26 protein-coding genes are annotated in these 22056 nt (G+C 71.5%); 10 read left to right on the top strand and 16 right to left on the bottom strand.

Annotation, left to right across the window (positions count from 1 at the left end; translation table 11 throughout):
- Position 1 precedes the first annotated feature (1 nt).
- Positions 2-304 (bottom strand): hypothetical protein, encoded by a 303-nt coding sequence (locus ACFYNO_RS01900; RefSeq protein ID WP_388003581.1) that lies wholly within the window; start codon positions 302-304, stop codon positions 2-4.
- Positions 305-428: 124 nt separating this feature from the next.
- Between ACFYNO_RS01900 and ACFYNO_RS01895 the strand changes: the two genes are divergently transcribed.
- Genes ACFYNO_RS01895 through ACFYNO_RS01885 form a run of 3 tightly spaced genes read left to right on the top strand, consistent with a single transcriptional unit; the run spans position 429 to position 2709 of the window.
- Positions 429-827 (top strand): GntR family transcriptional regulator, encoded by a 399-nt coding sequence (locus ACFYNO_RS01895; protein WP_388003578.1) that lies wholly within the window; start codon positions 429-431, stop codon positions 825-827.
- Entirely contained in the window at positions 824-1708 is an 885-nt protein-coding gene (locus tag ACFYNO_RS01890) for an ABC transporter ATP-binding protein (protein ID WP_388003575.1), read from the top strand. The genes ACFYNO_RS01895 and ACFYNO_RS01890 overlap by 4 nt, the downstream gene beginning before the upstream one ends.
- Positions 1705-2709, top strand: a complete 1005-nt coding sequence (locus ACFYNO_RS01885) for an ABC transporter permease subunit (RefSeq protein ID WP_388003572.1) — start codon at positions 1705-1707, stop codon at positions 2707-2709. Before ACFYNO_RS01890 ends, ACFYNO_RS01885 begins: the two co-directional genes overlap by 4 nt.
- Before the next feature lie 12 nt (positions 2710-2721).
- Here the strand turns inward: ACFYNO_RS01885 and ACFYNO_RS01880 are convergent, their stop codons facing one another.
- The 3 genes from ACFYNO_RS01880 to ACFYNO_RS01870 all read right to left on the bottom strand — a co-directional run bounded on the left by ACFYNO_RS01880 (position 2722) and on the right by ACFYNO_RS01870 (position 5086).
- Positions 2722-3261 carry a hypothetical protein gene (locus ACFYNO_RS01880; RefSeq protein WP_388003569.1) on the bottom strand — a complete coding sequence of 180 codons (540 nt, stop codon included), beginning with the start codon at positions 3259-3261 and terminating at the stop codon, positions 2722-2724.
- A 190-nt stretch (positions 3262-3451) separates the two neighbouring features.
- Positions 3452-3811 (bottom strand): hypothetical protein, encoded by a 360-nt coding sequence (locus ACFYNO_RS01875; RefSeq protein ID WP_388003566.1) that lies wholly within the window; start codon positions 3809-3811, stop codon positions 3452-3454.
- A 12-nt stretch (positions 3812-3823) separates the two neighbouring features.
- The gene (locus tag ACFYNO_RS01870) at positions 3824-5086 is read right to left on the bottom strand and encodes a helix-turn-helix transcriptional regulator (RefSeq protein WP_388003563.1); all 1263 of its coding nucleotides are present in this window, start codon (positions 5084-5086) and stop codon (positions 3824-3826) included.
- A gap of 437 nt (positions 5087-5523) precedes the next feature.
- Between ACFYNO_RS01870 and ACFYNO_RS01865 the strand changes: the two genes are divergently transcribed.
- The 5 genes from ACFYNO_RS01865 to ACFYNO_RS01845 all read left to right on the top strand — a co-directional run bounded on the left by ACFYNO_RS01865 (position 5524) and on the right by ACFYNO_RS01845 (position 8505).
- On the top strand, positions 5524-6687 hold the full coding sequence (locus tag ACFYNO_RS01865) for a methyltransferase domain-containing protein (RefSeq protein WP_388003560.1): 1164 nt from the start codon (positions 5524-5526) through the stop codon (positions 6685-6687).
- A complete protein-coding gene (locus ACFYNO_RS01860; protein ID WP_388003557.1) occupies positions 6684-6923 on the top strand; it encodes a hypothetical protein in 240 nt (79 codons plus the stop codon). The genes ACFYNO_RS01865 and ACFYNO_RS01860 overlap by 4 nt, the downstream gene beginning before the upstream one ends.
- Before the next feature lie 186 nt (positions 6924-7109).
- The gene (locus ACFYNO_RS01855; RefSeq protein WP_388003554.1) at positions 7110-7361 is read left to right on the top strand and encodes a hypothetical protein; all 252 of its coding nucleotides are present in this window, start codon (positions 7110-7112) and stop codon (positions 7359-7361) included.
- Between the two features lie 42 nt (positions 7362-7403).
- Complete coding sequence (locus tag ACFYNO_RS01850) at positions 7404-7982, top strand: hypothetical protein (protein ID WP_388003551.1); 579 nt, start codon at positions 7404-7406, stop codon at positions 7980-7982.
- A gap of 34 nt (positions 7983-8016) precedes the next feature.
- Positions 8017-8505 (top strand): VOC family protein, encoded by a 489-nt coding sequence (locus ACFYNO_RS01845; protein WP_388003548.1) that lies wholly within the window; start codon positions 8017-8019, stop codon positions 8503-8505.
- On the opposite strand, the gene ACFYNO_RS01840 is transcribed toward ACFYNO_RS01845, so the two are convergent.
- From ACFYNO_RS01840 to ACFYNO_RS01785, 12 genes are all read right to left on the bottom strand, one after another.
- Entirely contained in the window at positions 8486-9163 is a 678-nt protein-coding gene (locus tag ACFYNO_RS01840) for a DUF3152 domain-containing protein (RefSeq protein ID WP_388003545.1), read from the bottom strand. The two genes, ACFYNO_RS01845 and ACFYNO_RS01840, sit on opposite strands and share 20 nt — an antisense overlap.
- 38 nt (positions 9164-9201) lie before the next feature.
- A complete protein-coding gene (locus ACFYNO_RS01835; protein ID WP_388003542.1) occupies positions 9202-9930 on the bottom strand; it encodes a sirohydrochlorin chelatase in 729 nt (242 codons plus the stop codon).
- A 27-nt stretch (positions 9931-9957) separates the two neighbouring features.
- Complete coding sequence (locus ACFYNO_RS01830; protein WP_388003539.1) at positions 9958-10857, bottom strand: ABC transporter permease; 900 nt, start codon at positions 10855-10857, stop codon at positions 9958-9960.
- On the bottom strand, positions 10844-11644 hold the full coding sequence (locus ACFYNO_RS01825) for an ABC transporter ATP-binding protein (RefSeq protein WP_388003536.1): 801 nt from the start codon (positions 11642-11644) through the stop codon (positions 10844-10846). The genes ACFYNO_RS01830 and ACFYNO_RS01825 overlap by 14 nt, the downstream gene beginning before the upstream one ends.
- Positions 11645-11798: 154 nt before the next feature.
- Positions 11799-12947, bottom strand: a complete 1149-nt coding sequence (locus ACFYNO_RS01820; protein ID WP_388003533.1) for an aliphatic sulfonate ABC transporter substrate-binding protein — start codon at positions 12945-12947, stop codon at positions 11799-11801.
- A gap of 218 nt (positions 12948-13165) precedes the next feature.
- Positions 13166-14497: a sulfate adenylyltransferase subunit 1 gene (locus tag ACFYNO_RS01815; protein WP_388003530.1), complete on the bottom strand. Its 1332-nt coding sequence runs from the start codon at positions 14495-14497 to the stop codon at positions 13166-13168.
- A gap of 2 nt (positions 14498-14499) precedes the next feature.
- Positions 14500-15438 carry a sulfate adenylyltransferase subunit CysD gene (cysD, locus tag ACFYNO_RS01810; protein WP_388003527.1) on the bottom strand — a complete coding sequence of 313 codons (939 nt, stop codon included), beginning with the start codon at positions 15436-15438 and terminating at the stop codon, positions 14500-14502.
- Positions 15435-16007, bottom strand: a complete 573-nt coding sequence (cysC, locus tag ACFYNO_RS01805; RefSeq protein WP_388004302.1) for an adenylyl-sulfate kinase — start codon at positions 16005-16007, stop codon at positions 15435-15437. The genes cysD and cysC overlap by 4 nt, the downstream gene beginning before the upstream one ends.
- 168 nt (positions 16008-16175) lie before the next feature.
- The gene (locus ACFYNO_RS01800; protein ID WP_388003524.1) at positions 16176-16874 is read right to left on the bottom strand and encodes a phosphoadenylyl-sulfate reductase; all 699 of its coding nucleotides are present in this window, start codon (positions 16872-16874) and stop codon (positions 16176-16178) included.
- Entirely contained in the window at positions 16858-17037 is a 180-nt protein-coding gene (locus ACFYNO_RS01795) for a hypothetical protein (RefSeq protein WP_388003521.1), read from the bottom strand. The genes ACFYNO_RS01800 and ACFYNO_RS01795 overlap by 17 nt, the downstream gene beginning before the upstream one ends.
- Positions 17034-18758 carry a nitrite/sulfite reductase gene (locus tag ACFYNO_RS01790; protein WP_388003518.1) on the bottom strand — a complete coding sequence of 575 codons (1725 nt, stop codon included), beginning with the start codon at positions 18756-18758 and terminating at the stop codon, positions 17034-17036. The genes ACFYNO_RS01795 and ACFYNO_RS01790 overlap by 4 nt, the downstream gene beginning before the upstream one ends.
- Positions 18759-18957: 199 nt before the next feature.
- On the bottom strand, positions 18958-19041 hold the full coding sequence (locus tag ACFYNO_RS01785; protein WP_329492070.1) for a putative leader peptide: 84 nt from the start codon (positions 19039-19041) through the stop codon (positions 18958-18960).
- A 148-nt stretch (positions 19042-19189) separates the two neighbouring features.
- Here ACFYNO_RS01785 and ACFYNO_RS01780 point away from each other — a divergent pair, with 148 nt between their 5' ends.
- Both ACFYNO_RS01780 and rsgA read left to right on the top strand, forming a co-directional pair.
- Complete coding sequence (locus ACFYNO_RS01780; protein WP_388003515.1) at positions 19190-20641, top strand: YihY/virulence factor BrkB family protein; 1452 nt, start codon at positions 19190-19192, stop codon at positions 20639-20641.
- Positions 20642-20879: 238 nt separating this feature from the next.
- A complete protein-coding gene (rsgA, locus tag ACFYNO_RS01775) occupies positions 20880-21983 on the top strand; it encodes a ribosome small subunit-dependent GTPase A (RefSeq protein WP_388003512.1) in 1104 nt (367 codons plus the stop codon).
- Positions 21984-22056: the final 73 nt, after the last annotated feature.

Raw genomic sequence — 22056 nt, 5'->3', positions numbered from 1 at the left:
GCTAGCGCCGCTTGAACCTGAGACGGCTGTCCAGGCGGGTCCTCGGTCGGCTGGCGACCAGCAGCACCAGACTGAGGCCCAAGGGCAGTCCGATCGCGGCGCTCCACCAGCTGAGGAGGCCGGTGGACGGGTCGGAGAAGCGGAGCATGGCTGCCGAGGCGAGGAAGCCGAGGCCCCCGATGACCGACGCCCAGCCGGTCAGGCGCGGGCGCTTGGCGGAGTCCGGCTGCCAGCCGCGCAGGGTGGCGACCCCGCCGGTGATCAGTACGCCGCCCATGAGCACTCCGCCCAGCCATGCCGCCATGACGTCCCCTCCCTCTGGGCCCGAGAGTACCCCGGCCGTCGTGCGCCGACGACTGCGAGGACTTGACGATCTTTCATCCGTGCATCACCATTCCACTAATGCCTTAGTGGAATGGTGATGCAGGATGGACTACCGCATCGACCGGAACAGCGGCGTGGCGACGTATCTGCAGATCGTCCAGCAGACCAAGCACGCGCTTCGGTTGGGCTTGCTCCTGTCGGGAGACAAGCTGCCCACCGCCAAGGAGGTGGTGGCGGCGACCGCGATCAACCCGAACACGGTGCTCAAGGCCTATCGGGAGCTGGAGCGCGAGGGCCTGGTCGCGCCGAAGCCGGGGCTGGGCACGTTCGTGCTGCGCTCGCTGGCCCGGGAGGAGGGCACGGCCGACTCGCCACTGCGGGCCGAGCTGGCCCAGTGGGCGGCCCGGGCCAGGCGGGCCGGGCTCGGCCGGGAGGACGTCGCGGCCCTGGTGGCCTCGGTGGTGGAGCAGGAGTTCGGTGCTGAGCAAAGGGGAGAGGGATGACTGAACCACAGGTTGCCCTGGCCGTGCGCGGTCTGGGCAAGCGGTATCGGCGAGGCTGGGCGCTGCGGGAGTGCTCGTTCGCGCTGCCGGCCGGCCGGATCTGCGCGCTGGTCGGGCCGAACGGCTCGGGCAAGTCGACGCTGCTGGCGATGGCGGCCGGCCTGCTCACGCCGACCGCCGGGGCGGTGGCGCGATCCGTGGAGCGGGTCTCCTTCGTCCCCCAGGAGCGGGCGCTCTATCAGGGCTTCACTGTGGCGGAGGTGCTGCGGATGGGCCGGGAGCTGAACCCCGGCTGGGACCAGTCCAAGGCCGAACAGGTGCTGGCGGCAGGCGGGTTCCCGTCCGGCGCCCGGATCGGTGCGCTCTCCGGCGGTCAGCGTACCCGGGTCTCGCTCGCCCTGGCGCTCGGCGCCCGGCCCGAACTGCTGCTGCTGGACGAGCCGATGGCGGAGCTGGACCCGCTGGCCCGGCACGAGCTGATGGGTGTGCTGATGGCGGAGGCCGCCGAGCACGGCACCACCGTGCTGATGTCCTCGCACGTGATCGCCGAACTGGCCGAGGCCTGCGACTTCCTGGTGCTGCTGTCCGCCGGGCAGGTCCGACTCGCCGGTGACATCGAGGAGTTGCTGGCCCGGCACCGGATGCTGACCGGCCCGGCCGAGGCGGCCGGCACGCTCGCCGCCGCGCGGGTGGTGGCGCGGCGGGAGGCGGGGCGGCAGTTGACCGCCCTGGTGCGGATGGCCGGCCCGGTGCCGCCGCCCTGGGAGGGCGGGGTGCCGTCGCTGGAGGAACTGGTGCTGGAGCACCTGCGGGCGGGGGAGGCCCCCGCGCTGCTGACCGCAGAAGCGCGGATCGAGGAACTGGTGGAGGTGGGCGGATGACCGCCGTGCTGGAGGCGCCGGTGCGGCGCCGCGCGTTCGCGGGCCTGGCGCCGCGCGGGCTGAGGTGGCTGATGTGGCGTCAGCTCCGGTTGGCGGTTTGGGTGTTGTTCGGGTTGGTGGTGGTAGCCGGAGTGGCTGCGGTGTGGTTCCACGGGCAGGAGGTCGACTACATCGCCTCGCACGGCATCGCGGGCTGCGAGGCCATCAGCCTGGACCCGCACTGCCAGGGACCGGGCATCCAGCAGGGGGTGCTGGAGTTCCGCGCGACCTACGGCCGGACGCTGCTCGGCAGCGGCCTGCTGCTGGCCCTGCTGCCGGCGGTGGTCGGAGCGGGCATCGGCGCGCCGCTGCTGGGACAGGAGTTGGAGCGCGGCACCTGGAAGCTGGTGCTGAGCCAGGGAGTCGGCCGGGGTCGCTGGGTGCTGGCCAAGCTGGCGTCGGCCGGGCTGCTGGTCGCGGTGGTGTCGGGGGTGCTGGCGCTGATGTACCGGTGGGTGTGGCAGCCCTCGGGCAACAACGTGTCGGGGATCGGCTGGTACAGCCAGGCGTTCTTTGCTTCGGGCGGTCCGGCGCTGGTTGCGGCCTGCCTGCTCGCGCTGGCGCTGGGCGCGCTGGTCGGCGCGCTGCTGCGGCGCACGCTGCCGGCGATGGCGGTCACGCTGGTGCTGACCGGGTTGGTGGAGTACGTCCTGTACTCGGTGCGGCCGTACCTGTGGAGCGGGCGGACGGTGGTCGGGCAGCGCCCCGAACTGACCAACACCACCTGGGTGTTCGGACATGGGTTCGTCCGCCCGGACGGTACGCGGTTGCCGTACTACGACTGCTTCCCGGGGGACGGGGCGCAGTGCGCGGCCAAGTACGCGGGGACGAAGGAGTTCACGGACCTGCACCGTGCCGCCGACTACTGGCCGCTGCAGGGGATGGAGAGCCTGATCTGCCTGGGCGCGGCTGTGCTGTTGGCGGTGGTCACGGTCGGGTGGATCCGGCGGCGGCTGGCCTGAGGGCGGGCAGGCTCAGGTGCGGATGGCGGTGATGGTCTGGTGGGTCGTCCCGCGACCGAAATGCCGGTCGAGGGTGAGCGTGCGGGTCGCCGAGACGTAGGAGGCCTGCATCTGGCTGATCGCCTCGTACTGCCAGGTGAACGCCGCCTTCGCGTCACCCGAGACGGTCAGCGGCACGTTGAGCGCGGTGCCCGTCGGGGACTCGAAGGCGCTGTCCGTCTGCTCGAAGGTGATCTGGAGCGACTGGCCGGACAGGGCCCAGGTGCCGGAGGAGGCGCCGGTCTCCGAGGGGTCGTCGCTGTTGGCGAACTTGCCCGTCCAGGTGCCGGATTCGGCGACGGTGATGACCGCGCTGCTGTAGTGGGCCTTCGGGATGGCCACCGTCCAGGTGCCGGCCGCGAACTTGCCCAGCGCCACGGACGTGAAGCCGGGCGCGCTCTTGCCGCTGCAGGCCGCCACGGTGGTGGTGACGGCGGAGGCGGCGAGGAGGCGGAGGGCGGCGCGGCGGGGGAGGACGGCGGTCGCGGTGCGCCAGGTGTGCAGGGGTCTCACGGCGTTGGCTCCTCGGGGTGGTGAGGTGGGGGCGGGGCGTTGCGAGGGCCGGGTGGGTGCCTGGGCCCGCTCCGTGATCCCCGCTCGCGAGGTAGCCAAGTATGGTCAGGCGGAGGGTTGTTGCGTGCGGTAGTTGTGTTGGGTCGAGATGAGGTCGTGTCGGTTTCGTTGCCGGAGTGGGGCGGGCAGGTCAGGACTCCTGTTCGATGCGCTCGAAGATGTCGGCGTCGGTTTCCTGTTGCCAGGCGGGCAGGTCGTCCCAGTCGGCGACGTAGGCGGGCTTGGGGTCGGCGATGTGCTTGTGGATCTGGGCGATCCAGCAGAGGGCGATGAAGCGGCCCTTCTGCGTGCGGGTCAGCTTGGCGGTGTTGCCGTCGGAGAGGCGGATGAAGTCGAGGACCTGGGATTCGACGGCGGCGGCGGACAGGCGCTCCCAGTCTGGGGTGTCGGACCAGGGGGTGATGTAGCCGGGCTTGGGGTCGCCGGGGAAGTGCTTCAGGACGCCGGTGATCCAGGCCTCGCGGAAGAGGCGGCCGGGTTCTTGGTGCATGGCGAGTTCTCCTCAGAGTTGGGACGTTGTGGCGAGATCCGAGATCCGACGGTTCAGTTCAGCGATGCGTCGATCGGACACTAGCGGATCGAGCTGTCGCTGAAGTCCCTGCAGCTTCCGACGGACGTATCCGGAATCGCCACCCCCTGCCAACTCGACGGCACCGGTCGCATAGTGCAGTACCAGGTCGTGGTCGCCACGTTGGACTCCTACAGTCGCCAGCCCTGTCAGAACGGTTCCTTGCCGACGGGGGGAAAGAGGCTGCGCCAGGGCCTCGGTCAGTGCCTGTTCGGCCAGTTCCGTTCGGCCGAGGTCGAGGTAGCAGCTTCCACGCCCCTCAGCGATCCGTGAACCGTCGAATCGTAGCCATCCGCCGTTCTGCATAGGCGCACTCAGTGCGTGTACGGTCTGCATCACGTCCAGCGAGCGTTCGCAGGCCCCGAAGTCGCCCACGGCGGCGAATGCCTCGGCTTGAACGGCGGTTACCCAGTGCCGTGTGGCGAGTTGACTGTCTCCGAGCTTCGCGACCTTGGAGGCGGCTTCGAGGAGAGGAAGTACGTCGGCGAACTGTCGTTCGTGAATGCCGATGTACGCCTGGCGAGTGAGAGTACAGGCCCACAGGTCATGGGCCCCCGCTTCCCTGCTGGCCGTTGTGGCGAGTGAGTAGCAGTACACGGCGTCCGTGTAGCGATTGCTGTCGAAGAAGACCTCTCCGGCCAACTGGAACAGGTCACCCGCCAGTAGGCACAGTCGTTGATGTGCTGTCGGCCCGTGGGGCTGCTGCAGTGCGGTCGTGAGTACGCCGAGTTGGTACCTCACCATTGGGTAGACCGAGGCTTTCGACCTGGAGAGGGAGAACACCTGCCACAGGTGAGCGCTGAGCATCTCGTGCTCGGCGAGCCCGGTTGTCGTCGTGGCGGGTGGCGTGTCGTCACCTGGCTCCACTTGGAATCCCGGTAGCGCGAGGAGGGTGCCGGCGGTGCTGAGTGCTCGGATGAAGTCACGACGGTTCATCTCGTCCAACTCCTCCGTATCAGCACGGTTCCCGGGCGTCGGTGGGGCGTCCTGATCTGGTGACTGGGGCAGCAGAAGGACGTTGAGTTCGGCAAGCGTCACCTGGAGCACTTGAGCGAGCCTGGGCCACAAGTGGGGCTGCGGCGTAGTGTTGCCGCGCTCCCAGCGTACGACCGTCGAACGATCGACCTGGAGGGCGACAGCGAACGACTCCTGACTGTGACCCAAGGCCCTTCGGCACTGTGCCAAACGATGCCTCATGCGGCCTCCCTCCGTCCTCTCGCTCGTTCAAGGAGTTTGCCCAGGTCCGGGGCCTGATGCAGCGAGAATGCCGCAGAAGTGCGCCACTTCTGCTCTGGCTCGGTGCGACGTGCCCTGGTTACCTGAAGTCATCGGTCACCAACTGATTGCTCAAGGTAATCGAATGGGCCTGACCGTCGCATCATTTCCCGCCATTTGCAAGACGGAGGAGAGGAGATCAATCCATGCTCTGTGACCCGCCCGAGCGGCCGCCCGGCCCGACAGCTCCGCCCCGCTGACGCGAAGATCCTGACTGTCCGTCACTCGAAAGGAGATCACCCTTTGGGTAAGCACTCGGGCGACAAGGCGCCGATTACGCCGCCCTCGCCCTCGAATCCGCCCTCCGGTCCACCGTCGCCCGACGGAGGACCGCCGCCCGGCAACGGAGGGCACCGCAAGTGACGCTCGGCTCCGAGCGGGAAGGCCGTCCCGTCCACGCAGCGGGACGGCGCCTTCCCGACAACGTGACACCTGCATGGGCCGGGGCCTTCGCCTCCGTGCCGCGCTCCCTCTTCCTACCGGACCTGATCTGGGCCCACGACATGGCCACGGGCACCAACCGGGCTCTCGCCCGTAGCGTCGACGGGCACGCTTGGTCTGCCGCCGCCGAAGCCGACGTTCCGGTCGTGACGCAGTGGGACGACGGGACTACTGAGGCCCCGAACCCCATTTCGGTTCCCACCAGTTCGGCATCGATGCCGTCCCTTGTCGCATCGATGCTGCGCGACCTCGACGTGGACGCCGGGATGCGGGTGTTGGAGATCGGCACCGGGACCGGTTGGAACGCTGCCCTCCTCGCGCACCGACTCGGAGACCGAAATGTCTTCTCGGTCGAGATCGATGACGAGGTCGCGGTCCGGGCCCGTGCCATGCTCGGGGTGGCAGGCTTCGCCCCCACGGTGGTGTGCGGGGATGGCCGACTCGGCTGGCCCGCCGGCGCGCCCTACGACCGGATCATCGCCACCTGCGGCCTGCGGCGCATCCCGTACGCCTGGCTGGAGCAGGCCCGCGCAGGCGGTGTCATCCTGGCACCTTGGGGGACGCACTACGGGCACCAGGATGCCTTGGTTCGCCTCTCCGTCGCGGCCGACGGGACGGCCTCGGGGCCGTTCCTCGCGCCGGTGCAGTTCATGAAGCTCCGGGCCCACCGCCTGCACCCGCCACGTCACCCGGACTTCCCGGGCGATGCGGTCGAATCCTCGACGACCGTCCGCCCTCCGCTCGGGGACTGGGAGGCCTTCACCTTCGTCGCCGGCCTGATGCTCCCAGGCGTGACGCACCTCGTGCACCGGCGTGAGGACGGGGTGACGGTGCTCTGGCTCTACAGCCTCACCGACGATTCCTGGGCGGCTGTCTTCTACGACGAGGAAGCGGTCTGGGACGTGTACCAGTCGGGCCGGCGCCGGTTGTGGGGCGACCTCGAAGCCGTCCACGAGTGGTGGCTGGAGCAGGACGCACCCGAGATCGACAGGTTCGGACTGACCGTCAGCGCTGAGCAGGAGACCGCATGGCTGGACGAGCCGGGGAATGAGCTGCTCAGTGGGCGGGAGGTCGACGAATGACGCGCATTCGTTCACTGACGATCGAAGCCCGGCAGGAGGCGCGGGAGGCCATCGCGGAGTTGCGCGCCGTGCTGGCGCGGGCCGGGATCCAGTTGCCGTCCTTGGGAGAGGACTGGCAGGGATCCTTCACCGGAGCGGTGTTGGTGGAACTGGGCCGCGCTCGGCCGGCGGTGGTGCGGGAGATCACGCAACTGCTGCATGAGGCGTTGGCAGCCCGCGCTGAGCAGGGGAGTTGAGAGGCTGGCACGGGCGCCCGCCGCTTGCATGGCGGTTGGAACTCGTCAGCCGTTGGACGGCGAGATCGGCGGGCGCGACCCTTCGCCCGCCGCGTTCAACCATGATCACACGCATCGCACCGGACCGTTCGGCCTGTCCGCTCGGATGGCCTAACTGCCCGGTGTGCGCGAGGAAATGAGCAACCCATGCACAACCCCGAGTGCGCCCCCGACGTCGAGGGCGAAGACGACGACGAGGACGGCGCCAGCGTGATGACCCTGCGGGTCTACCGCATCACCGCTGCCACCGGTGCCGTCACCGAGCTCTCCCGCCGCCAGGTCTGGCGCGGCGAGTCCTACTGGCGCGGCCCGATCGGCGGCGAGTGGCCGCCCTGCGACTGCCCCCGCTGCGGCCCGATCCTGCGGGCGCGGGCCCGGCGAGTGGGGCGCCTGCGCTGACCTTGGGCCGAGTAGCCTGCTGGTGATCCCCAGGAAGGGTTGGTGGCGGTGGGCTTCTACGGGTACCTGGTGCTCGCTCGTACGCGCGAGAGCTTCGCGGAGCTGTTCCGGCTCCCTTCCTGGACCGAGGAGTACCTGGACGATCCGGCCACCTACGCCGACGGCTGGCGCGTCTTCCGCCTGCGCGACCATTCGCACCGGGAGTTGGTGCCGGACGGGCCGGTGCGTGCAGTGGCCGCGATCACCGGCTCGCCGGTGCTGGTGTGCCAGGTGTACAGGAGCGACTACGCGACCCTGCGCGGCTGCGTTCCCGGCGGCGAGCTCTGGCGGGCGGAGTTCAACGTCGAGCTCGACCTCTGGGACGCCGTGCGCGAGGAGTTCGGGGTTCGGGAGGGGGAGCCCGAGTGGGAGAAGTGCGTCGAGGCGGTCACCGTCCAGTGGGAAGCCGCCCGGGCGGAGGTGCTGGCGCAGGTCCTCGCCTGGGCGGCCGCCGCCGGCCTCGAGGTCGACGCGGCAGCGGTGGCCGCAGCCGTCCGCAACCGCTGGGAGCGGCAGACCGAGGCGGCCGTCTACGAGCTGTTCCGGAGCCTCGGCCTGGGCTCCCAGCTCAGCAGCGCTTGACTCTGACGCTACGTCAGGCTGAAGCCTCGCTCCCATGAGCGACTACTACAACGCCTTCGAGATGAGCCCAGTGCCCACCCCCGGTCCGGATGCCGTGCCGCCGGAGCCGTTCCGTGGCATCTACGGGATGCCCGCCTTCGTGACGATCCCCACCGTCGACCTGACGGAGTCGGTGGAGTTCTGGACCCGCAAGCTCGGATTCTTCGAACTCTTCAGCATCCCCGGGAGGTTGGTGCACCTGCGGCGGTGGGCGTTCCAGGACGTGCTGCTGGTGCCGGCGGAGCGGGTGCCCGAGGAGGCCCCGGCGGTGAGCGTGAGCTTCGCCTGCGTGCTGAGCGAGGTGGACGCCATCGCCGAGGCGTGCGGCGCGGTGGCGCAGGACACCCCCTGGAACACCCGCGACGTCAGCGTGACCACTCCCGAGAAGGCGCGGATCGTCTACACCGCCGCCAAGCCCTTCGACCCGGCCGGTCAGGAGGCCCGCAACCTCGCGGCCGTCGGCATCACGCCGGGGGACCGCTGAGGAGCGACCCGCTCTCCGAGTACGGCCACACGTTCGGCACGCAGCCGTGCAGCCCCAGGATCTGCTGCATCATCACCGGCGCGGGCTGACCCGGTCCCGGGCAGCCCGCGTGGCCGTGGCCGAGCACATGGCCGACCTCGTGGTTGATCGCCAGCGCGTGGTAGTCCTCGGGGTGGCCCAGGTAGAACGGCGAAAGGTCGGTCCAACGCTTGTAGTTGATGACCACCTGGTGCCCCGCCCCGCAGTTGACGGTGCCTCCGGTGTCCAGCTTGTACTGGCCGCAGATCCGGTCCGTGGTCGCCGGGGTCGCGAGGTAGACGGTGAAGTCGACCGGGTCGGACGGCAGGCGTTCGAAGGCGACATCGCCGCCCGCTGCCCAGCCCCGCTGCGTATTGCCGAGGACGGTGTCGACGGCGGCGGCGAACTGGTCAGGGGTGACGGGGAGGCCGTTCTCCACCCGGACCTTGTAGCGGTAGACGTGCCCGGTCGTGCCGAACTGCGGCGAGCCGCCCGCTGCGGTGGTGAAGTGCAGCGAGTGGTCCTTGGAGAACGGGGGCCAGCCCAGCAGTCCGGCGCTCGCCGTGGCGGCGGCCACCAGCAGGGCCGCGCCGAGCGCGGCGAGACGGCGGGTCGATATGCGCGGGTTCTTCCGGTCCATACCTCATGGACGTTCGATTACCGACCGGCGGTTCACACTCAGGCGGCAGCGGAGCGCGATGAGGCCGCCGCGCGCGCCTCGTCGTAGCGGATCAGCAGCAGCCGGGCCAGCTCCGGCGCCGCGCCCAGGACGCCCGCGAGGTGGTCGGCGCCGTCCGAGGCCGCCGCGATGCGGTCGGGGAGCAGACCGGGCGCCAGCAGGTACGGCGCCACGGCGGTGCGCCGCACGCCCTGGGCGCGGAGCAGCGCCAGGGCGTCCGGGACGCGGGGGCCGGCGGCGGAGGCGTAGGCGACGGTGACCGCGCCCCAGCCCGCGCGGCGCTGCCAGGCGGCGGCCAGGGCGCGGGTGGCGGCGTCGGCGGCCGGGTCGGTGGAGCCGGCGGCGGCGAGCACCACGCCGGTAGTCGGACGCAGGGAGGCGTCCAGGCCTGCGGAAGCGAGGCGGCGGTCCAGGGCGTCCAGCAGAAGCGGAGACGGGCCGAGCACGTCGGCGACCGGCAGGGCGCCCGCACCGGCGGCGAGCAGCGCCGCCGGGATGTCGTGCTTGGCGTGGAAGGCACGGTTGAGCAGCAGCGGCACGGCCACCGCGTTCCGCAGCAGCGGGGCGACCTGGGCGATCCGCGGCGCGCAGTGGTCCAGGTAGGCGGTGGTCACGGTCAGGCCCGGCCGCTGCCCCCGCACCTCCTGCACCAGGGCGTTCACCGTCGCGGCATGCCGCGGGTCACGGCTGCCGTGGGCGATCAGCAGGAGGGCGGGGGAGGGGGACATCGGCGGGGCTTTCGGTAGGGAGCCGGGTCAGCGGGTGGTCTGCAGCAGCCCGCGCGAGCGCAGCACGTACCGCTCGACCGGGGTGAAGACCAGCAGGTCGATGGCCACGCCGACGACCAGGATCAGGATGATGCCGAGCAGCACGCCGGACATGTCCGAGGCGTCCCGCTGGTTCTCCAGGTAGCGGCCCAGGCCGATGCCCAGGTCCGGCGAGGAGGCGATCAGCTCGGCGGCCATCAGCGAGCGCCAGGAGAACGCCCACCCCTGCTTCAGCCCGGACAGGTAGCCGGGCAGGGCGGCCGGCAGCAGGATGTGCCGGGCACCGCGCAGGCCGGTGGCACCCAGGGTACGGCCCGCGCGCAGGAAGAGCGGCGGCACCTGGTCGATGCCGGAGATCAGGCCGTTGGCGATCGAGGGGACCGCACCGAGCAGGATCACCGCGTACATCGCCTGGTCGTTGATCCCGAGCCAGATCACGGCGGCCGGCACCCAGGCCACCGAGGGCAGCGACTGCAGGCCGGAGAGCACCGGCCCGACGGCGGCCCGGACGAACTTCACCCGGGCGACGACCAGGCCGATCGGCGTGCCGATCACCACGGCGGCCAGGAAGCCGCTGATACCGCGCCAGACGCTGGTCCAGATGATCGAGAAGAGCGTGCCCGCGTACCAGAGGTCGGTCAGCGAGTGCCAGACGTCCAGCGGGCTGGGCAGCTTGTACGACGGGGTGACGTGCGCGCTGTAGACGATCTGCCAGACGGCGAGCACCAGCAGCACGCCGAGCACCGGCGGCAGCACCTTCTCGCGCAGCACCTGGCCGAGCGGGGTGCGCTGCACCTGCACGGTGTCCAGGGCGTCCAGGCCGGCCTCGACGCCCTTCAGGTCGTCGGCCGCCCGGGCGGCCGGGGCGGTGGTCTCAGTGCTGGCCATGGCGGCGGATCTCCCCACGCAGGTGTTCGGTGATCTCGACGGACAGGTCCGCGACGGCGGCGGACTCGATGCGGCGGGGCTGGGGCAGGTCGATCCGCCACTCCCGGGCCACCCGGCCGGGGCGGGAGGAGAGCAGCACCACGCGCTCGGCGAGGCGGACCGCCTCGCGCACGTTGTGGGTGACGAAGAGCACGGTCAGCCCGCGCTCCTGCCAGATCCGGACGATCTCCTCGTGCAGCAGGTCGCGGGTGATCGCGTCCAGCGCGGCGAACGGCTCGTCCATCAGCAGCACCTTGCTGCCCTGGGCGAGCGCCCGGGCCAGCGCCACCCGCTGGCGCATGCCGCCGGAGAGCTCGTGCACCCGCTTGCGGTAGGAGCCGCCGAGCCGGACCAGCTCCAGCAGCTCCTCGGCGCGCTCCTGGCGCTCGGCGCGCGGCACGCCGTTCAGCCGCAGTGCCAGCTCGATGTTCTTGCCGGCGGTCAGCCAGGGGAAGAGCGCGTGCTCCTGGAACATCAGGGCGGGCCGGCCGGCCGGCACCTCGATGCTGCCGGCGGTCGGCTTGTCCAGGCCGGCCACCAGGTTGAGCAGGGTGGACTTGCCGCAGCCGGAGGCGCCGAGCAGGCAGATGAACTCGCCGTCCCGCACCTCGAGGTCGATGTCGTCCAGCACGTGGGTGCCGGCGCCGGGGCGGCCGAAGGTCTTGTGCACGCCGGTGATCCGCACGGCGGCGCCGGCGGCGGCGGTCGTGTCGGTGGTCTGGTCGGTGGTGGTGAGTGCCGTGCCCATGGGCGGGCACCTCCTGGCGTGTGTGGGGCGAGCGGGAGCTTGCTTGGGGGCCGGAGTCCGTCCCCCGCCGCGGCCCTGTGATGGGCATCGACGGGACCGGGGCGGAGGACGGACGCCGGAGCTTCCGGTGCGGTTCGGCCGGGTCAGGCGCCGGTCAGGACTTGGTGCCGAGGCCGGCGTCGGCGACGGCCGGCTGGCCCTGGGCCTGGAGCACCTTGTCGAGCAGCGTCAGGTCGTAGATCCCGGCGATGTTCGGCTTCTTCAGCAGGCCCGCGGTGACGGCGTGGTCGGCCTCGGACTGCAGGGTGGCCGCCAGCGGGTCGTCCAGGAAGTCGATGCTCTTCCAGGCCGGGTCCAGGATGGTGGCCGGCAGGGCGTTGCCGCCGGCCGCCTTGATCGCGTCGTTGGCGTCCTGCTCGGCCTTGGCCGGGTTGGCCTTGATGAAGGCGTTGGTCTTCACCGAGCCGCGCAGCACGGCCTCCACCACGTCCGGGTGCGCCTTGAGGAACTTCTGCGACACGATGATGTTGGTGATCACGAACTGCCGGTTCGGCCAGAGGTCCTTCTCGTCGATCAGGACCTTGGCGCCCTTGGCGACCAGGGCGGAGGCGGTCGGCTCGGGCACCCAGGCGCCGTCGATCGAGCCGGAGGAGTACGCGTCCGGGGTGACCTTGTTGTCGGTGCGGACCACCGAGACGTCACCGGCGCCGGACTGCGGGTCCTCCTTGTAGCCCTTGGTCGCCAGGTAGTTGAGCAGTGCCACGTCCTGGGTGTTGCCCAGCTGCGGGGTGGCGATCTTCTTGCCCTTGAGGTCGTCCACGGTCTTGATCTTGTCCGGGTTGACCACCAGCTCCACGCCGCCGGAGGCCGAGCCGCCGATGATCCGCAGGTTGGAGCTGTTGGACTGGACGTAGCCGTTGATCGACGGGGAGGGGCCGATCCAGCCGATGTCGATCGAGCCGGCGTTCAGCGCCTCGATCTCGGACGGGCCCGCGTTGAAGACCTGGGTCTTCACCTGGGTGCCGCCCAGCTCCTTCTGGAACAGGCCCTCCTGGAGGCCGACCAGCGGGGTGCCGTGGGTCAGGTTGGCGAAGTAGCCGATCTTCACGGTGTCCGCGGACAGCTTCGGCGCGTCCGAGCTCGCCGCGGCGGCCGGCGCCGGGTTGCTCTTGGTCGACTTGGAGCCGTAGGAGCAGGCCGAGAGCAGGCTGACGACGGTCAGGCCGGCCAGTGCGGCGAGCGCGGAGCGTCTCACCCGACCGGCGTTGGGGCGGGCGGAGGAATGCGTCTGGGTGGAAGCCATGGGAGGTGTCCTTCACTGGAACGGGCAAGGAAGCAGTGGTGCTAGGCACGCCGGGTGCCGTCGTCGAGGAGCCGAGGACGGCGGGTTGCTCCCGGTGACGGGGCGTCAGCAGCCCCGTCCACTGGCACATCGGCCGATGCCGCCCTGGCCGCTGCCACGGACGCCGCTGCCGATGCGGCCGCCTTCCTTGTCCATCCCGGAGAACGCCTCGCCGGACATCAGACCCAGTCCTCCTCTTCCGCTTCGGCCGGAGCGGCCAGCGCCCCGTCGAAGGCTTCGCCGGCCATGCCGGCCGTGAGCGTGGTGCCGTCGGCCGGGTCGATCAGCAGGAACGAGCCGGTGCGGCGGTTGTCGGCGTAGGAGTCCAGCGCCAGCGGTTCGGCGGTGCGCAGGACGATCCGGCCGATCTCGTTGACGTGCAGCTCGCCGGCGCCGGTGGGCCGCAGGGTGTCGATGTCCACCCGGTAGGCGATCTCCTTGACCAGCGCGCGCACGGTGCGGGTGGTGTGCTTGAGCAGCACCTTGTCACCGGCCTTGAGCGGGCGCTCGTGCAGGTGGCAGACGGTCGCCTCGACGTCCTTGACCGGCTCCGGCAGCGGGCCGGCCGCGATCAGGTCGCCGCGGGAGACGTCGATGTCCTCGGCCAGCCGCACGGTGACCGACTGCGGCGCCCAGGCGATGTCGGTCTCCACGCCCAGCACGTCGATGCCGGCGACGGTGGTGGTGCGGCCGGCCGGCAGCACCGTGACGGTGTCGCCGGTGCGCAGCACGCCGGAGGCCAGCTGGCCCGCGTAGCCGCGGTAGTCGGGCAGCTCGGCGGTCTGCGGCCGGATCACGTACTGGACCGGGAACCGGGCCGGCTCGGTGGACGGGTCGGAGCCGACCGGGACGGTCTCCAGGTGCTCCAGCAGCGTCGGGCCGCCGTACCAGTCCATGTGCGCGGAGGGCTCGACCACGTTGTCCCCGGCGAGCGCCGAGATCGGGACGGCGACGATGTCGGTGACGCCCAGGCTGCCCGCGTAGGCGGTGAACTCCTCGGCGATGGCGGCGAAGACCGGCTCGGCGTAGTCGACCAGGTCCATCTTGTTGACCGCGAGGACCACGTGCGGCACCCGCAGCAGGGCGGCGACCGCCGCGTGCCGGCGGGTCTGCTCGACCACGCCGTTGCGGGCGTCCACCAGCACCACGGCCAGCTCGGCGGTGGAGGCGCCGGTGACCATGTTGCGGGTGTACTGCACGTGCCCCGGGGTGTCGGCGAGGATGAACCGGCGCCGGGCGGTGGCGAAGTAGCGGTACGCCACGTCGATGGTGATGCCCTGCTCGCGCTCGGCGCGCAGGCCGTCGGTGAGCAGCGCGAGGTCGGGGGCCTCCTGGCCGCGCTTGCGGGAGGCGTGCTCGACGGCCTCCAGCTGGTCGGCGAGCACCGACTTGGAGTCGTGCAGCAGGCGGCCGACCAGCGTGGACTTGCCGTCGTCGACGGAGCCCGCGGTGGCGAAGCGCAGCAGGGAGGTGGCGGTGAGTTCGGCGGACTCGACGGTGTTGCTGGACATGCTTAGAAGTACCCCTCGCGCTTGCGGTCTTCCATGGCGGCTTCGGAGAGCTTGTCGTCGGCCCGGGTGGCGCCGCGCTCGGTGAGCCGGCTGGCGGCGATCTCGGTGATGACCTGCTGGATGGTGGCGGCGTCGGAGTCGACGGCGCCGGTGCAGGACATGTCGCCGACCGTGCGGTAGCGGACCAGGCGGCGCTCGACCGTCTCGGTCTCCTTCGGGCCGCCCCACTCGCCGGCGGTCAGCCACATGCCGTCGCGCTTGAAGACCTCGCGCTCGTGGGCGAAGTAGATCTCCGGCAGGGCGATCCGCTCGCGCTCGATGTACTGCCAGACGTCCAGCTCGGTCCAGTTGGAGATCGGGAAGACCCGGACGTGCTCGCCCGGGGCGTGCCGGCCGTTGTAGAGCGACCAGAGCTCGGGGCGCTGGCGGCGCGGGTCCCAGGCGCCGAACTCGTCGCGCAGCGAGAAGACGCGCTCCTTGGCGCGGGCCTTCTCCTCGTCCCGGCGGCCGCCGCCGAAGACGGCGTCGAACTTGTTGCTCTCGATGGCGTCGAGCAGCGGGACGGTCTGCAGCGGGTTGCGGGTGCCGTCGGGGCGCTCGCGCAGCCGGCCGTCGTCGATGAAGTCCTGGACGTTCGCGACGTGCAGGCGCAGGCTGTGCTCGGCCACCACGCGGTCGCGGTAGGCGATGACCTCGGGGAAGTTGTGCCCCGTGTCCACGTGCAGCAGGGCGAACGGGATCGGCGCGGGGGCGAAGGCCTTCAGCGCCAGGTGGAGCATCAGGATCGAGTCCTTGCCGCCGGAGAAGAGGATCACCGGCCGCTCGAACTCGCCCGCCACCTCGCGGAAGATGTGCACGGCCTCGGCTTCGAGGGCGTCCAGGTGGGAGAGCGCGTACGGGGTGTCGCTGTGCTCGATCGGGCGTGCGGTCGCGGTCGTCATGCCAGACCCCTCTCGGCCAGGAAGGCGTGCAGTTCGGCGGCGGACTCGGTGACCGAGCGGCCCTGGGTCTGCAGCCGCAGCTCCGGGTCCTCGGGCGCCTCGTACGGGTCGTCCACGCCGGTGAGACCGGAGATCTCACCGGCGGCCTGCTTGGCGTACAGGCCCTTGACGTCGCGCTCGGAGCAGAGCTCGACCGGGGTGGCGACGTGGATCTCCAGGAACTCGGCGCCCTGCTCGGCGTGCCGGGCCCGGACGGCCGCGCGGGAGCGGGCGTAGGGCGCGATCACCGGGGCGAGCACCTTGACCCCGTTGCGGGCCAGCTTCTCGGCGACGAAGCCGATCCGGGTGACGTTGGTGTGCCGGTCCTCCTCGGTGAAGCCGAGGCCCTTGGAGAGGAACTCCCGGATCTCGTCACCGTCCAGCACCTCGACCTTGTGGCCCTCGGCGCGCAGCCGCTCGGCCAGCGCGAAGGCGAGGGTGGTCTTGCCGGCGCTGGGCAGGCCGGTCAGCCACACCGTGGCGCCGCGCTCGCCCACAGCGGCCCCGGTGGCCGCCGCCGCGGCGGCCAGGGTGTCGGCTGTGGTCACGTTTCACTCCAAAATTAAGTAAGAGAAATTAAGAGAAGCGCAGGTCAGTTCGGGTGTCCAGAGCCGGGAGGTGTGATCTCGACTCTGACGGCGGGTCAGGCCCGGGGGTCGTGTCGTCCGGCCGTCAGAGATGGCCGTGTCGTCTGGCCATCAGAGATGGATTCCGCACTCGGTCTTGCCGGACCCCGCCCAGCGGCCCGAGCGGCCGTCCTCGCCCTCGCCCGGCTTGCGGGTGCAGGAGAGCGGGGAGCAGCCGACGCTGGTGTAGCCCTCCCACAGCAGCGGGTTGACCAGCACGCCGTTGGCCTGGACGTAGGCGTCCACGTCGTCCTGGGTCCAGCGGGCGATCGGGGCGATCTTCACCTTGCGGCGCTTGGCGTCCCAGGCCACCACCGGGGTGTCGGCCCGGCTCGGCGACTCGTCGCGGCGCAGGCCGGTGGCCCAGGCGTCGTAGGCCATCAGCCCGCGCTGCAGCGGCTCGACCTTGCGCAGCGAGCAGCACAGGTCGGGGTCGCGGTCGTGCAGGTTCGGCCCGTACTCGGCGTCCTGCTCGGCCACGGTCTGACGCGGGGTCAGGGTGATGACGTTGACCGGCATGACCGCCGCCACCGCGTCCCGGGTGCCGATGGTCTCCGGGAAGTGGTAGCCGGTGTCCAGGAAGACCACGTCGATGCCCGGCAGTGCGGTGGAGGCGAGGTGGGCGACCACCGCGTCCTCCATCGAGGAGGTGACGCAGAGCTTGCTGCCGAAGGTCCCGGCCGCCCAGCGCATGATCTCCTGCGCCGGGGCCTCCTCCAGCTCGCGCCCGGCGGCGGTGGCCAGTGCCTCAAGATCAGTGGCGGTGCTCATCTGTCGCTCCCCCGTTCGAAGGTGAAAGCAGGCCAAGGAACTTCAGTTGGAAAGCGCGACGGCAGCTGCCGCATTCCCAGGCCCCGTGCCCGCCCTCGGCCGACGGGCGCAGGTCCTCGTCGCCGCAGTACGGGCAATGGAACGGGGCCGCTCGCTCGCTCACGACAGCTGCTCCTCGCCGGCCCGGGCCGCCCACTGGGCGAACCGCTCGCCCTCGGACCGCTCCGCCTGGAAGCGGGTCAGCAGGCGCTCGATGTAGTCCGCCAGTCCGTCCTTGGTCACCTTGAGGCCGCGCACCTTGCGGCCGAAGCCGGCGTCCAGGCCGAGCGCGCCGCCCAGGTGCACCTGGTAGCCCTCCACCTGGTTGCCCTGGTCGTCCGTCACCAGCTGGCCCTTGAGGCCGATGTCGGCGGTCTGGATCCGGGCGCAGGCGTTCGGGCAGCCGTTGATGTTGATGGTCAGCGGCTCGTCGAACCCGGGGAGCCGGGCCTCCAGCTCGTCGATCAGCGAGCGGCCGCGCTCCTTGGTCTCGACGATCGCCAGCTTGCAGTACTCGATGCCGGTGCAGGCCATCGTGCCGCGGCGGAACGGGGAGGGGGTGACCCGCAGGTCCAGCGCCTCCAGGCCGGCCACCAGCGAGGCGACCTTCTCCGCCGGCACGTCCAGCACCAGCATCTTCTGCTCGGCGGTGGTGCGCAGCCGGTCCGAGCCGTGCTCGGCGGCCAGCGCGGCCACCTTGCCGAGCAGGGCGCCGTCCACCCGGCCGACCCGCGGGGCGAAGCCGACGTAGAAGTTGCCGTCCAGCTGCTCGTGCACGCCGACGTGGTCGCGCCAGACGCCGCTCGGCTCGACCGGCGCCGGGCCGTCCACCAGCTGGTACTTGAGGTACTCGTCCTCCAGCACCTGGCGGAACTTGGCCGGGCCCCAGTCGGCGACCAGGAACTTCAGCCGGGCCCGGTTGCGCAGGCGGCGGTAGCCGTAGTCGCGGAAGATGCCGCAGACGCCGGCCCAGACGTCGGCCACCTCGTGCAGCGGCACCCAGGCGCCCAGGCGCACGCCCAGCTTGGGGTTGGTGGAGAGGCCGCCGCCGACCCAGAGGTCGAAGCCCGGGCCGTGCTCGGGGTGGACCACGCCGACGAAGGCGATGTCGTTGATCTCGTGCGCCACGTCCAGCAGCGGGGAGCCGGAGATCGCGGTCTTGAACTTGCGCGGCAGGTTGGAGAAGGCCGGGTCGCCGATGAAGCGGCGCTGGATCTCGTCGATCGCCGGGGTGCCGTCGATGATCTCGTTCGCGGCCACGCCCGCGACGGGGGAGCCGAGGATGGTGCGCGGGGTGTCGCCGCAGGCCTCGGTGGTGGACAGGCCGACCGCCTCGAGCTTCTGCCAGACCGCCGGGACGTCCTCGATCCGGATCCAGTGGAACTGGATGTTCTGCCGGTCGGTCAGGTCCGCGGTGCCGCGGGCGTACTGCTGGGAGACCTCGGCGATCGCGTTCAACTGGGCCACGGTCAGGCGGCCGCCGTCGATCCGGACCCGGAGCATGAAGAACTCGGCGTCCAGCTCGTGCGGCTCCAGGATCGCGGTCTTGCCGCCGTCGATCCCCTCCTTGCGCTGGGTGTACAGCCCCCACCAGCGCATCCGGCCGCGCAGGTCGGTCGGGTCGATCGAGTCGAAGCCCCGGTGGGCGTAGATCGTCTCAATGCGCGTCCGCACGTTGAGACCGTCGTCGTCCTTCTTGAACTGCTCGTTGGCGTTCAGCGGGGTGAAGTGGCCCATGCCCCACTGACCCTCGCCGCGGTGGCGGGTCTTGCGGGCGCCAGTGGTGCGGGGCGCCTCGGGCGCGCTCGCGGGCTGGGCCTCGACCTGGTCGGGGTTGGTGGCCATGTGATGTCCTTCGGGCAGCTGGCTCTGATGCGGGGCCGCGCCCGCTCCCGGCCGTGACCTGCGGTTCCCGGTGCTGCCTGTGCGCGGGGCGGGCAGGGCGGCGGGACGGCGATCGGGACCGGGAGCTGGGCGCATCCGCGACGGCGGGGATGGCAGCGGGGTGGCGCCGGTGCGGTGGGGGGCAGCTCGGGGGTAGCTCTCAGATCACCGGACAGATGGCGCTGGACACGCGAAGGAGATCGACGTGGAGTCGACCAACTAGGGTGGTTCCGGCGCTAGGCATGGCAAGAGACTCGCATGCCGAACTATTCCGGGTCCACTGCTGTCCAGAGTGCGGACTCGTTTGTTTCGAATGCTGGTACGGCTGGGGATTCGCGGTGTTCCGGGGCGGCTGTGAGCACCGGTTCCGCGCCGCCCGATACCTTAGGACCGTGCAGTCACCAGGTGAGACCAGCAGAGCCGGCGCCGAACGGCCCTCCCGGCGCCGGGGCAAGGGAAGCCGGCGTGCCGCCCGCCGGTCGAACTGGCGGGCCACCGCCTGGGAGCTGGTCAAGGACACCACCAACACCTGCGTCGAGTACCGGGTCACCGGCCTCGCCGCCGAGGCCGCGTTCTTCACCCTGCTCTCCATCCCGCCGCTGCTGCTCTGCCTGGCGGGCACCCTCGGCTACCTGGACGACCTGCTCGGCGCCGGCACCATCGAGAAGCTGCAGGCGGACATCCTCACGGCCGCCGGCACGGTGCTCTCGCCCTCCTCGATCCACCAGATCGTGCAGCCGCTGCTGAACAGCGTCTTCGCCAACGGCCGGCCCGACCTGATCTCGATCGGCTTCCTGCTCTCGCTCTGGTCGGGTTCCAGGGCGCTCTACATCTTCATCGACACCATCACCGTGATGTACGGGCTGGACGGCAAGCGCGGCATCGTGAAGACCCGCGCCATGTCGCTGGCCCTCTACATGGGCGCGCTGGTGATCGGCTCGCTGGTGCTGCCGCTGCTGGTGGCCGGGCCCGGGCTGGTGGTGGCCGCCGTGCCGACCATCGCCGGGGTGGTCTCGGCGCTGTACTGGCCGGTCGCGATCCTGCTGCTGATCGTCTTCCTCACCACGCTCTACCACCTCGCCGTGCCCGCCAACACGCCCTGGCGGGAGGACATCCCCGGGGCGCTGGTGGCGCTCGGGGTGCTGGTGATCTGCAGCCTGGTGCTGCGGCTCTACCTGGTGCACTCGGTGGAGGGGCCGACCGTCTACGGCTCGCTGGCGGCGCCGGTCGCCGTGCTGCTGTGGATCTTCGTGGTGGCGCTCGCCGTGCTGGTCGGCGCGGCGATGAACGCCGCGATAGACCGGCGCTGGCCCAGCGTGGAGACCGCCGAGGGCCGGGCCGAGAACGAGCGGGCCAGCGAGCACGCGGCCGCCGCGCTGGTCCGCGAGGCGGGCGCCCGGCGGGCTGCCGAGCGGGCCGAGCTGGCCCGGGTGCTGGGGCTCGCGGACGGTTACGAGGAGGAGTACGACGCCGAGGAGGACGGCGAGGACGACGACGCGCCCAGCGAGTACCCGGAGCGGTGGGCGGACTTCCTGGCGCCGGGGAACGTGCGCGGGCGGCTGGCCGGCGGCGGCCGGGCCCGGCGGCGGCGCGCGCAGCCGCCCCCGCCGGACAGCGACCGGCCGGAGCGCGGCGAGGGCGCCGCGGGCGTGCACGGGCACCGGGTTCCGCCGGTTCCGCCCGTGCCGCCGGTGCCTCCCGCGCAGCCCGGTCCCCCCGTGCAGCCGGTGCCGCCGCGGCCCGCCGAGCCCTGGGGGGCCGACGGGCGGTACCCGGCGGACCCCGGCCCGGCGGACACCTCGCTGCCGGCGCAGCCGCCGCGGCCGCCGTGGGACGGGCGCTGAGGGGCCCGCGGGAAAACCAGGTGCGGGCTGCGGGGCGGGTGTTCTAGGCTGCGTCCGCGTTCCGTTGGAGACGTATCCGACCGTCGGTTCGAAGCAGAAGCAGGAGGTGGGCCCGATGGCTGTCGCCGTGTTCCACGCTGCCCAGGGCAGCGCCCGCACCCCCCTGCAGTTCCCGGCCGCCGGCTGACGATCGCTCAGCCCCCCCCGGGATCACTTCCTCCCGAAGGGCTTCACCGCGTTGTTCGACGCACCCGTCTCCACCGCTCTCACCTCTTATGGCTGGACCGACGAGCTCGACGAGCTCTTCGCCCCCCTCGCCGAAGCCGGCCTGTGCCCGGCCCGGATCGCCCGGGTCGACCGCGGCCGCGCCGACGCAGTCCTCACCGACCCCGACACCGGGCAGGCGCACACCCTGCGGGTCGACACCCGCCCGGTCAGCGGCGGCGACCCGCTCGACAGCCCGTGCACCGGCGACTGGGTCGCGGTCGACCCGCGGGCCGAGCCGATGGCCACCGTCGCCGCCGTGCTGCCCCGCCGCACCGCCATCGTGCGCAAGGTGGCGGGCAAGCGCTCGGACGGCCAGCTGCTGGCCGCCAACGTGGACACCGTGCTGATCGCCGTCTCGCTCGCCGCCGACCCCGACCTCGGCCGGGTCGAGCGCTTCCTCGCCCTGGCCTACGAGAGCGGCGCCGAACCGCTGGTCGTGCTCACCAAGGGCGACCTGGTGGACGACGCCGAGTTCGTCCGCGAGGACGTCGAGCGGATCGCCCCCGGCACCACCGTGCTGGTGGTCAGCGCCGAGACCGGCGCCGGCCTGGACGTGCTGCGCGCCTGCATGGGCCGCACCAGCGCGCTGATCGGGCAGTCCGGCGCGGGCAAGTCCACCCTCACCAACGCGCTGACGGGCGATCAGGTGATGACCGTCCAGCGCACCCGCGACAGCGACGAGAAGGGGCGGCACACCACGACCACCCGGGAGCTCTTCGCGCTCCCCGGCGGCGGCGTGCTGATCGACACCCCCGGCCTGCGCGGCGTCGGCCTCTACGGCGGCGAGGGCCTGCAGCGCGCCTTCGCCGAGATCGACGAGCTGGCCGGGCAGTGCCGCTTCCCCGACTGCTCCCACGCCACCGAGCCCGGCTGCGCCGTGCAAGCGGCGCTGGCCGACGGCACCCTGCCGCAGCGACGCTGGGAGAGCTACCTCAAGCTGCAGCGCGAGAACGAGTGGATCGCCTCCCGCAGCGACGCCCGCCTGGCGGCCGAACGCGAACGGCTGTGGAAGCAGCGCTCGAAGAACGCCCGTGGCAACATCCGCCCGTGGCACGGGTCCCGCCAGCCGAACTGAGCACCCTCACGACCGTCGCCCGCCCTCGCCGGGGCGGGCCGACGGTCGTGTCCGATTTCCGCTAGGCCTGCGG

The sequence above is a fragment of the Kitasatospora sp. NPDC006697 genome (assembly GCF_042869935.1).
Taxonomy (GTDB): Bacteria; Actinomycetota; Actinomycetes; order Streptomycetales; family Streptomycetaceae; genus Kitasatospora.
Note: the sequence above shows the minus strand (reverse complement) of the source record. Positions and strands in the feature narration are given on the sequence as shown.

Excerpts from the sequence above, each read along its gene's own strand:
- ACFYNO_RS01900 (WP_388003581.1), bottom strand. The coding sequence starts at position 304 with ATGGCGGCATGGCTGGGCGGAGTGCTCATGGGCGGCGTACTGATCACC.
- ACFYNO_RS01895 (WP_388003578.1), top strand. The coding sequence starts at position 429 with ATGGACTACCGCATCGACCGGAACAGCGGCGTGGCGACGTATCTGCAG.
- ACFYNO_RS01890 (WP_388003575.1), top strand. The coding sequence starts at position 824 with ATGACTGAACCACAGGTTGCCCTGGCCGTGCGCGGTCTGGGCAAGCGG.
- ACFYNO_RS01885 (WP_388003572.1), top strand. The coding sequence starts at position 1,705 with ATGACCGCCGTGCTGGAGGCGCCGGTGCGGCGCCGCGCGTTCGCGGGC.
- ACFYNO_RS01875 (WP_388003566.1), bottom strand. The coding sequence starts at position 3,811 with ATGCACCAAGAACCCGGCCGCCTCTTCCGCGAGGCCTGGATCACCGGC.
- ACFYNO_RS01870 (WP_388003563.1), bottom strand. The coding sequence starts at position 5,086 with ATGAGGCATCGTTTGGCACAGTGCCGAAGGGCCTTGGGTCACAGTCAG.
- ACFYNO_RS01860 (WP_388003557.1), top strand. The coding sequence starts at position 6,684 with ATGACGCGCATTCGTTCACTGACGATCGAAGCCCGGCAGGAGGCGCGG.
- ACFYNO_RS01855 (WP_388003554.1), top strand. The coding sequence starts at position 7,110 with ATGCACAACCCCGAGTGCGCCCCCGACGTCGAGGGCGAAGACGACGAC.
- ACFYNO_RS01845 (WP_388003548.1), top strand. The coding sequence starts at position 8,017 with ATGAGCGACTACTACAACGCCTTCGAGATGAGCCCAGTGCCCACCCCC.
- ACFYNO_RS01840 (WP_388003545.1), bottom strand. The coding sequence starts at position 9,163 with ATGGACCGGAAGAACCCGCGCATATCGACCCGCCGTCTCGCCGCGCTC.
- ACFYNO_RS01835 (WP_388003542.1), bottom strand. The coding sequence starts at position 9,930 with ATGTCCCCCTCCCCCGCCCTCCTGCTGATCGCCCACGGCAGCCGTGAC.
- ACFYNO_RS01830 (WP_388003539.1), bottom strand. The coding sequence starts at position 10,857 with ATGGCCAGCACTGAGACCACCGCCCCGGCCGCCCGGGCGGCCGACGAC.
- ACFYNO_RS01825 (WP_388003536.1), bottom strand. The coding sequence starts at position 11,644 with ATGGGCACGGCACTCACCACCACCGACCAGACCACCGACACGACCGCC.
- ACFYNO_RS01820 (WP_388003533.1), bottom strand. The coding sequence starts at position 12,947 with ATGGCTTCCACCCAGACGCATTCCTCCGCCCGCCCCAACGCCGGTCGG.
- ACFYNO_RS01815 (WP_388003530.1), bottom strand. The coding sequence starts at position 14,497 with ATGTCCAGCAACACCGTCGAGTCCGCCGAACTCACCGCCACCTCCCTG.
- cysD (WP_388003527.1), bottom strand. The coding sequence starts at position 15,438 with ATGACGACCGCGACCGCACGCCCGATCGAGCACAGCGACACCCCGTAC.
- ACFYNO_RS01800 (WP_388003524.1), bottom strand. The coding sequence starts at position 16,874 with ATGAGCACCGCCACTGATCTTGAGGCACTGGCCACCGCCGCCGGGCGC.
- ACFYNO_RS01790 (WP_388003518.1), bottom strand. The coding sequence starts at position 18,758 with ATGGCCACCAACCCCGACCAGGTCGAGGCCCAGCCCGCGAGCGCGCCC.
- ACFYNO_RS01785 (WP_329492070.1), bottom strand. The coding sequence starts at position 19,041 with ATGCCTAGCGCCGGAACCACCCTAGTTGGTCGACTCCACGTCGATCTC.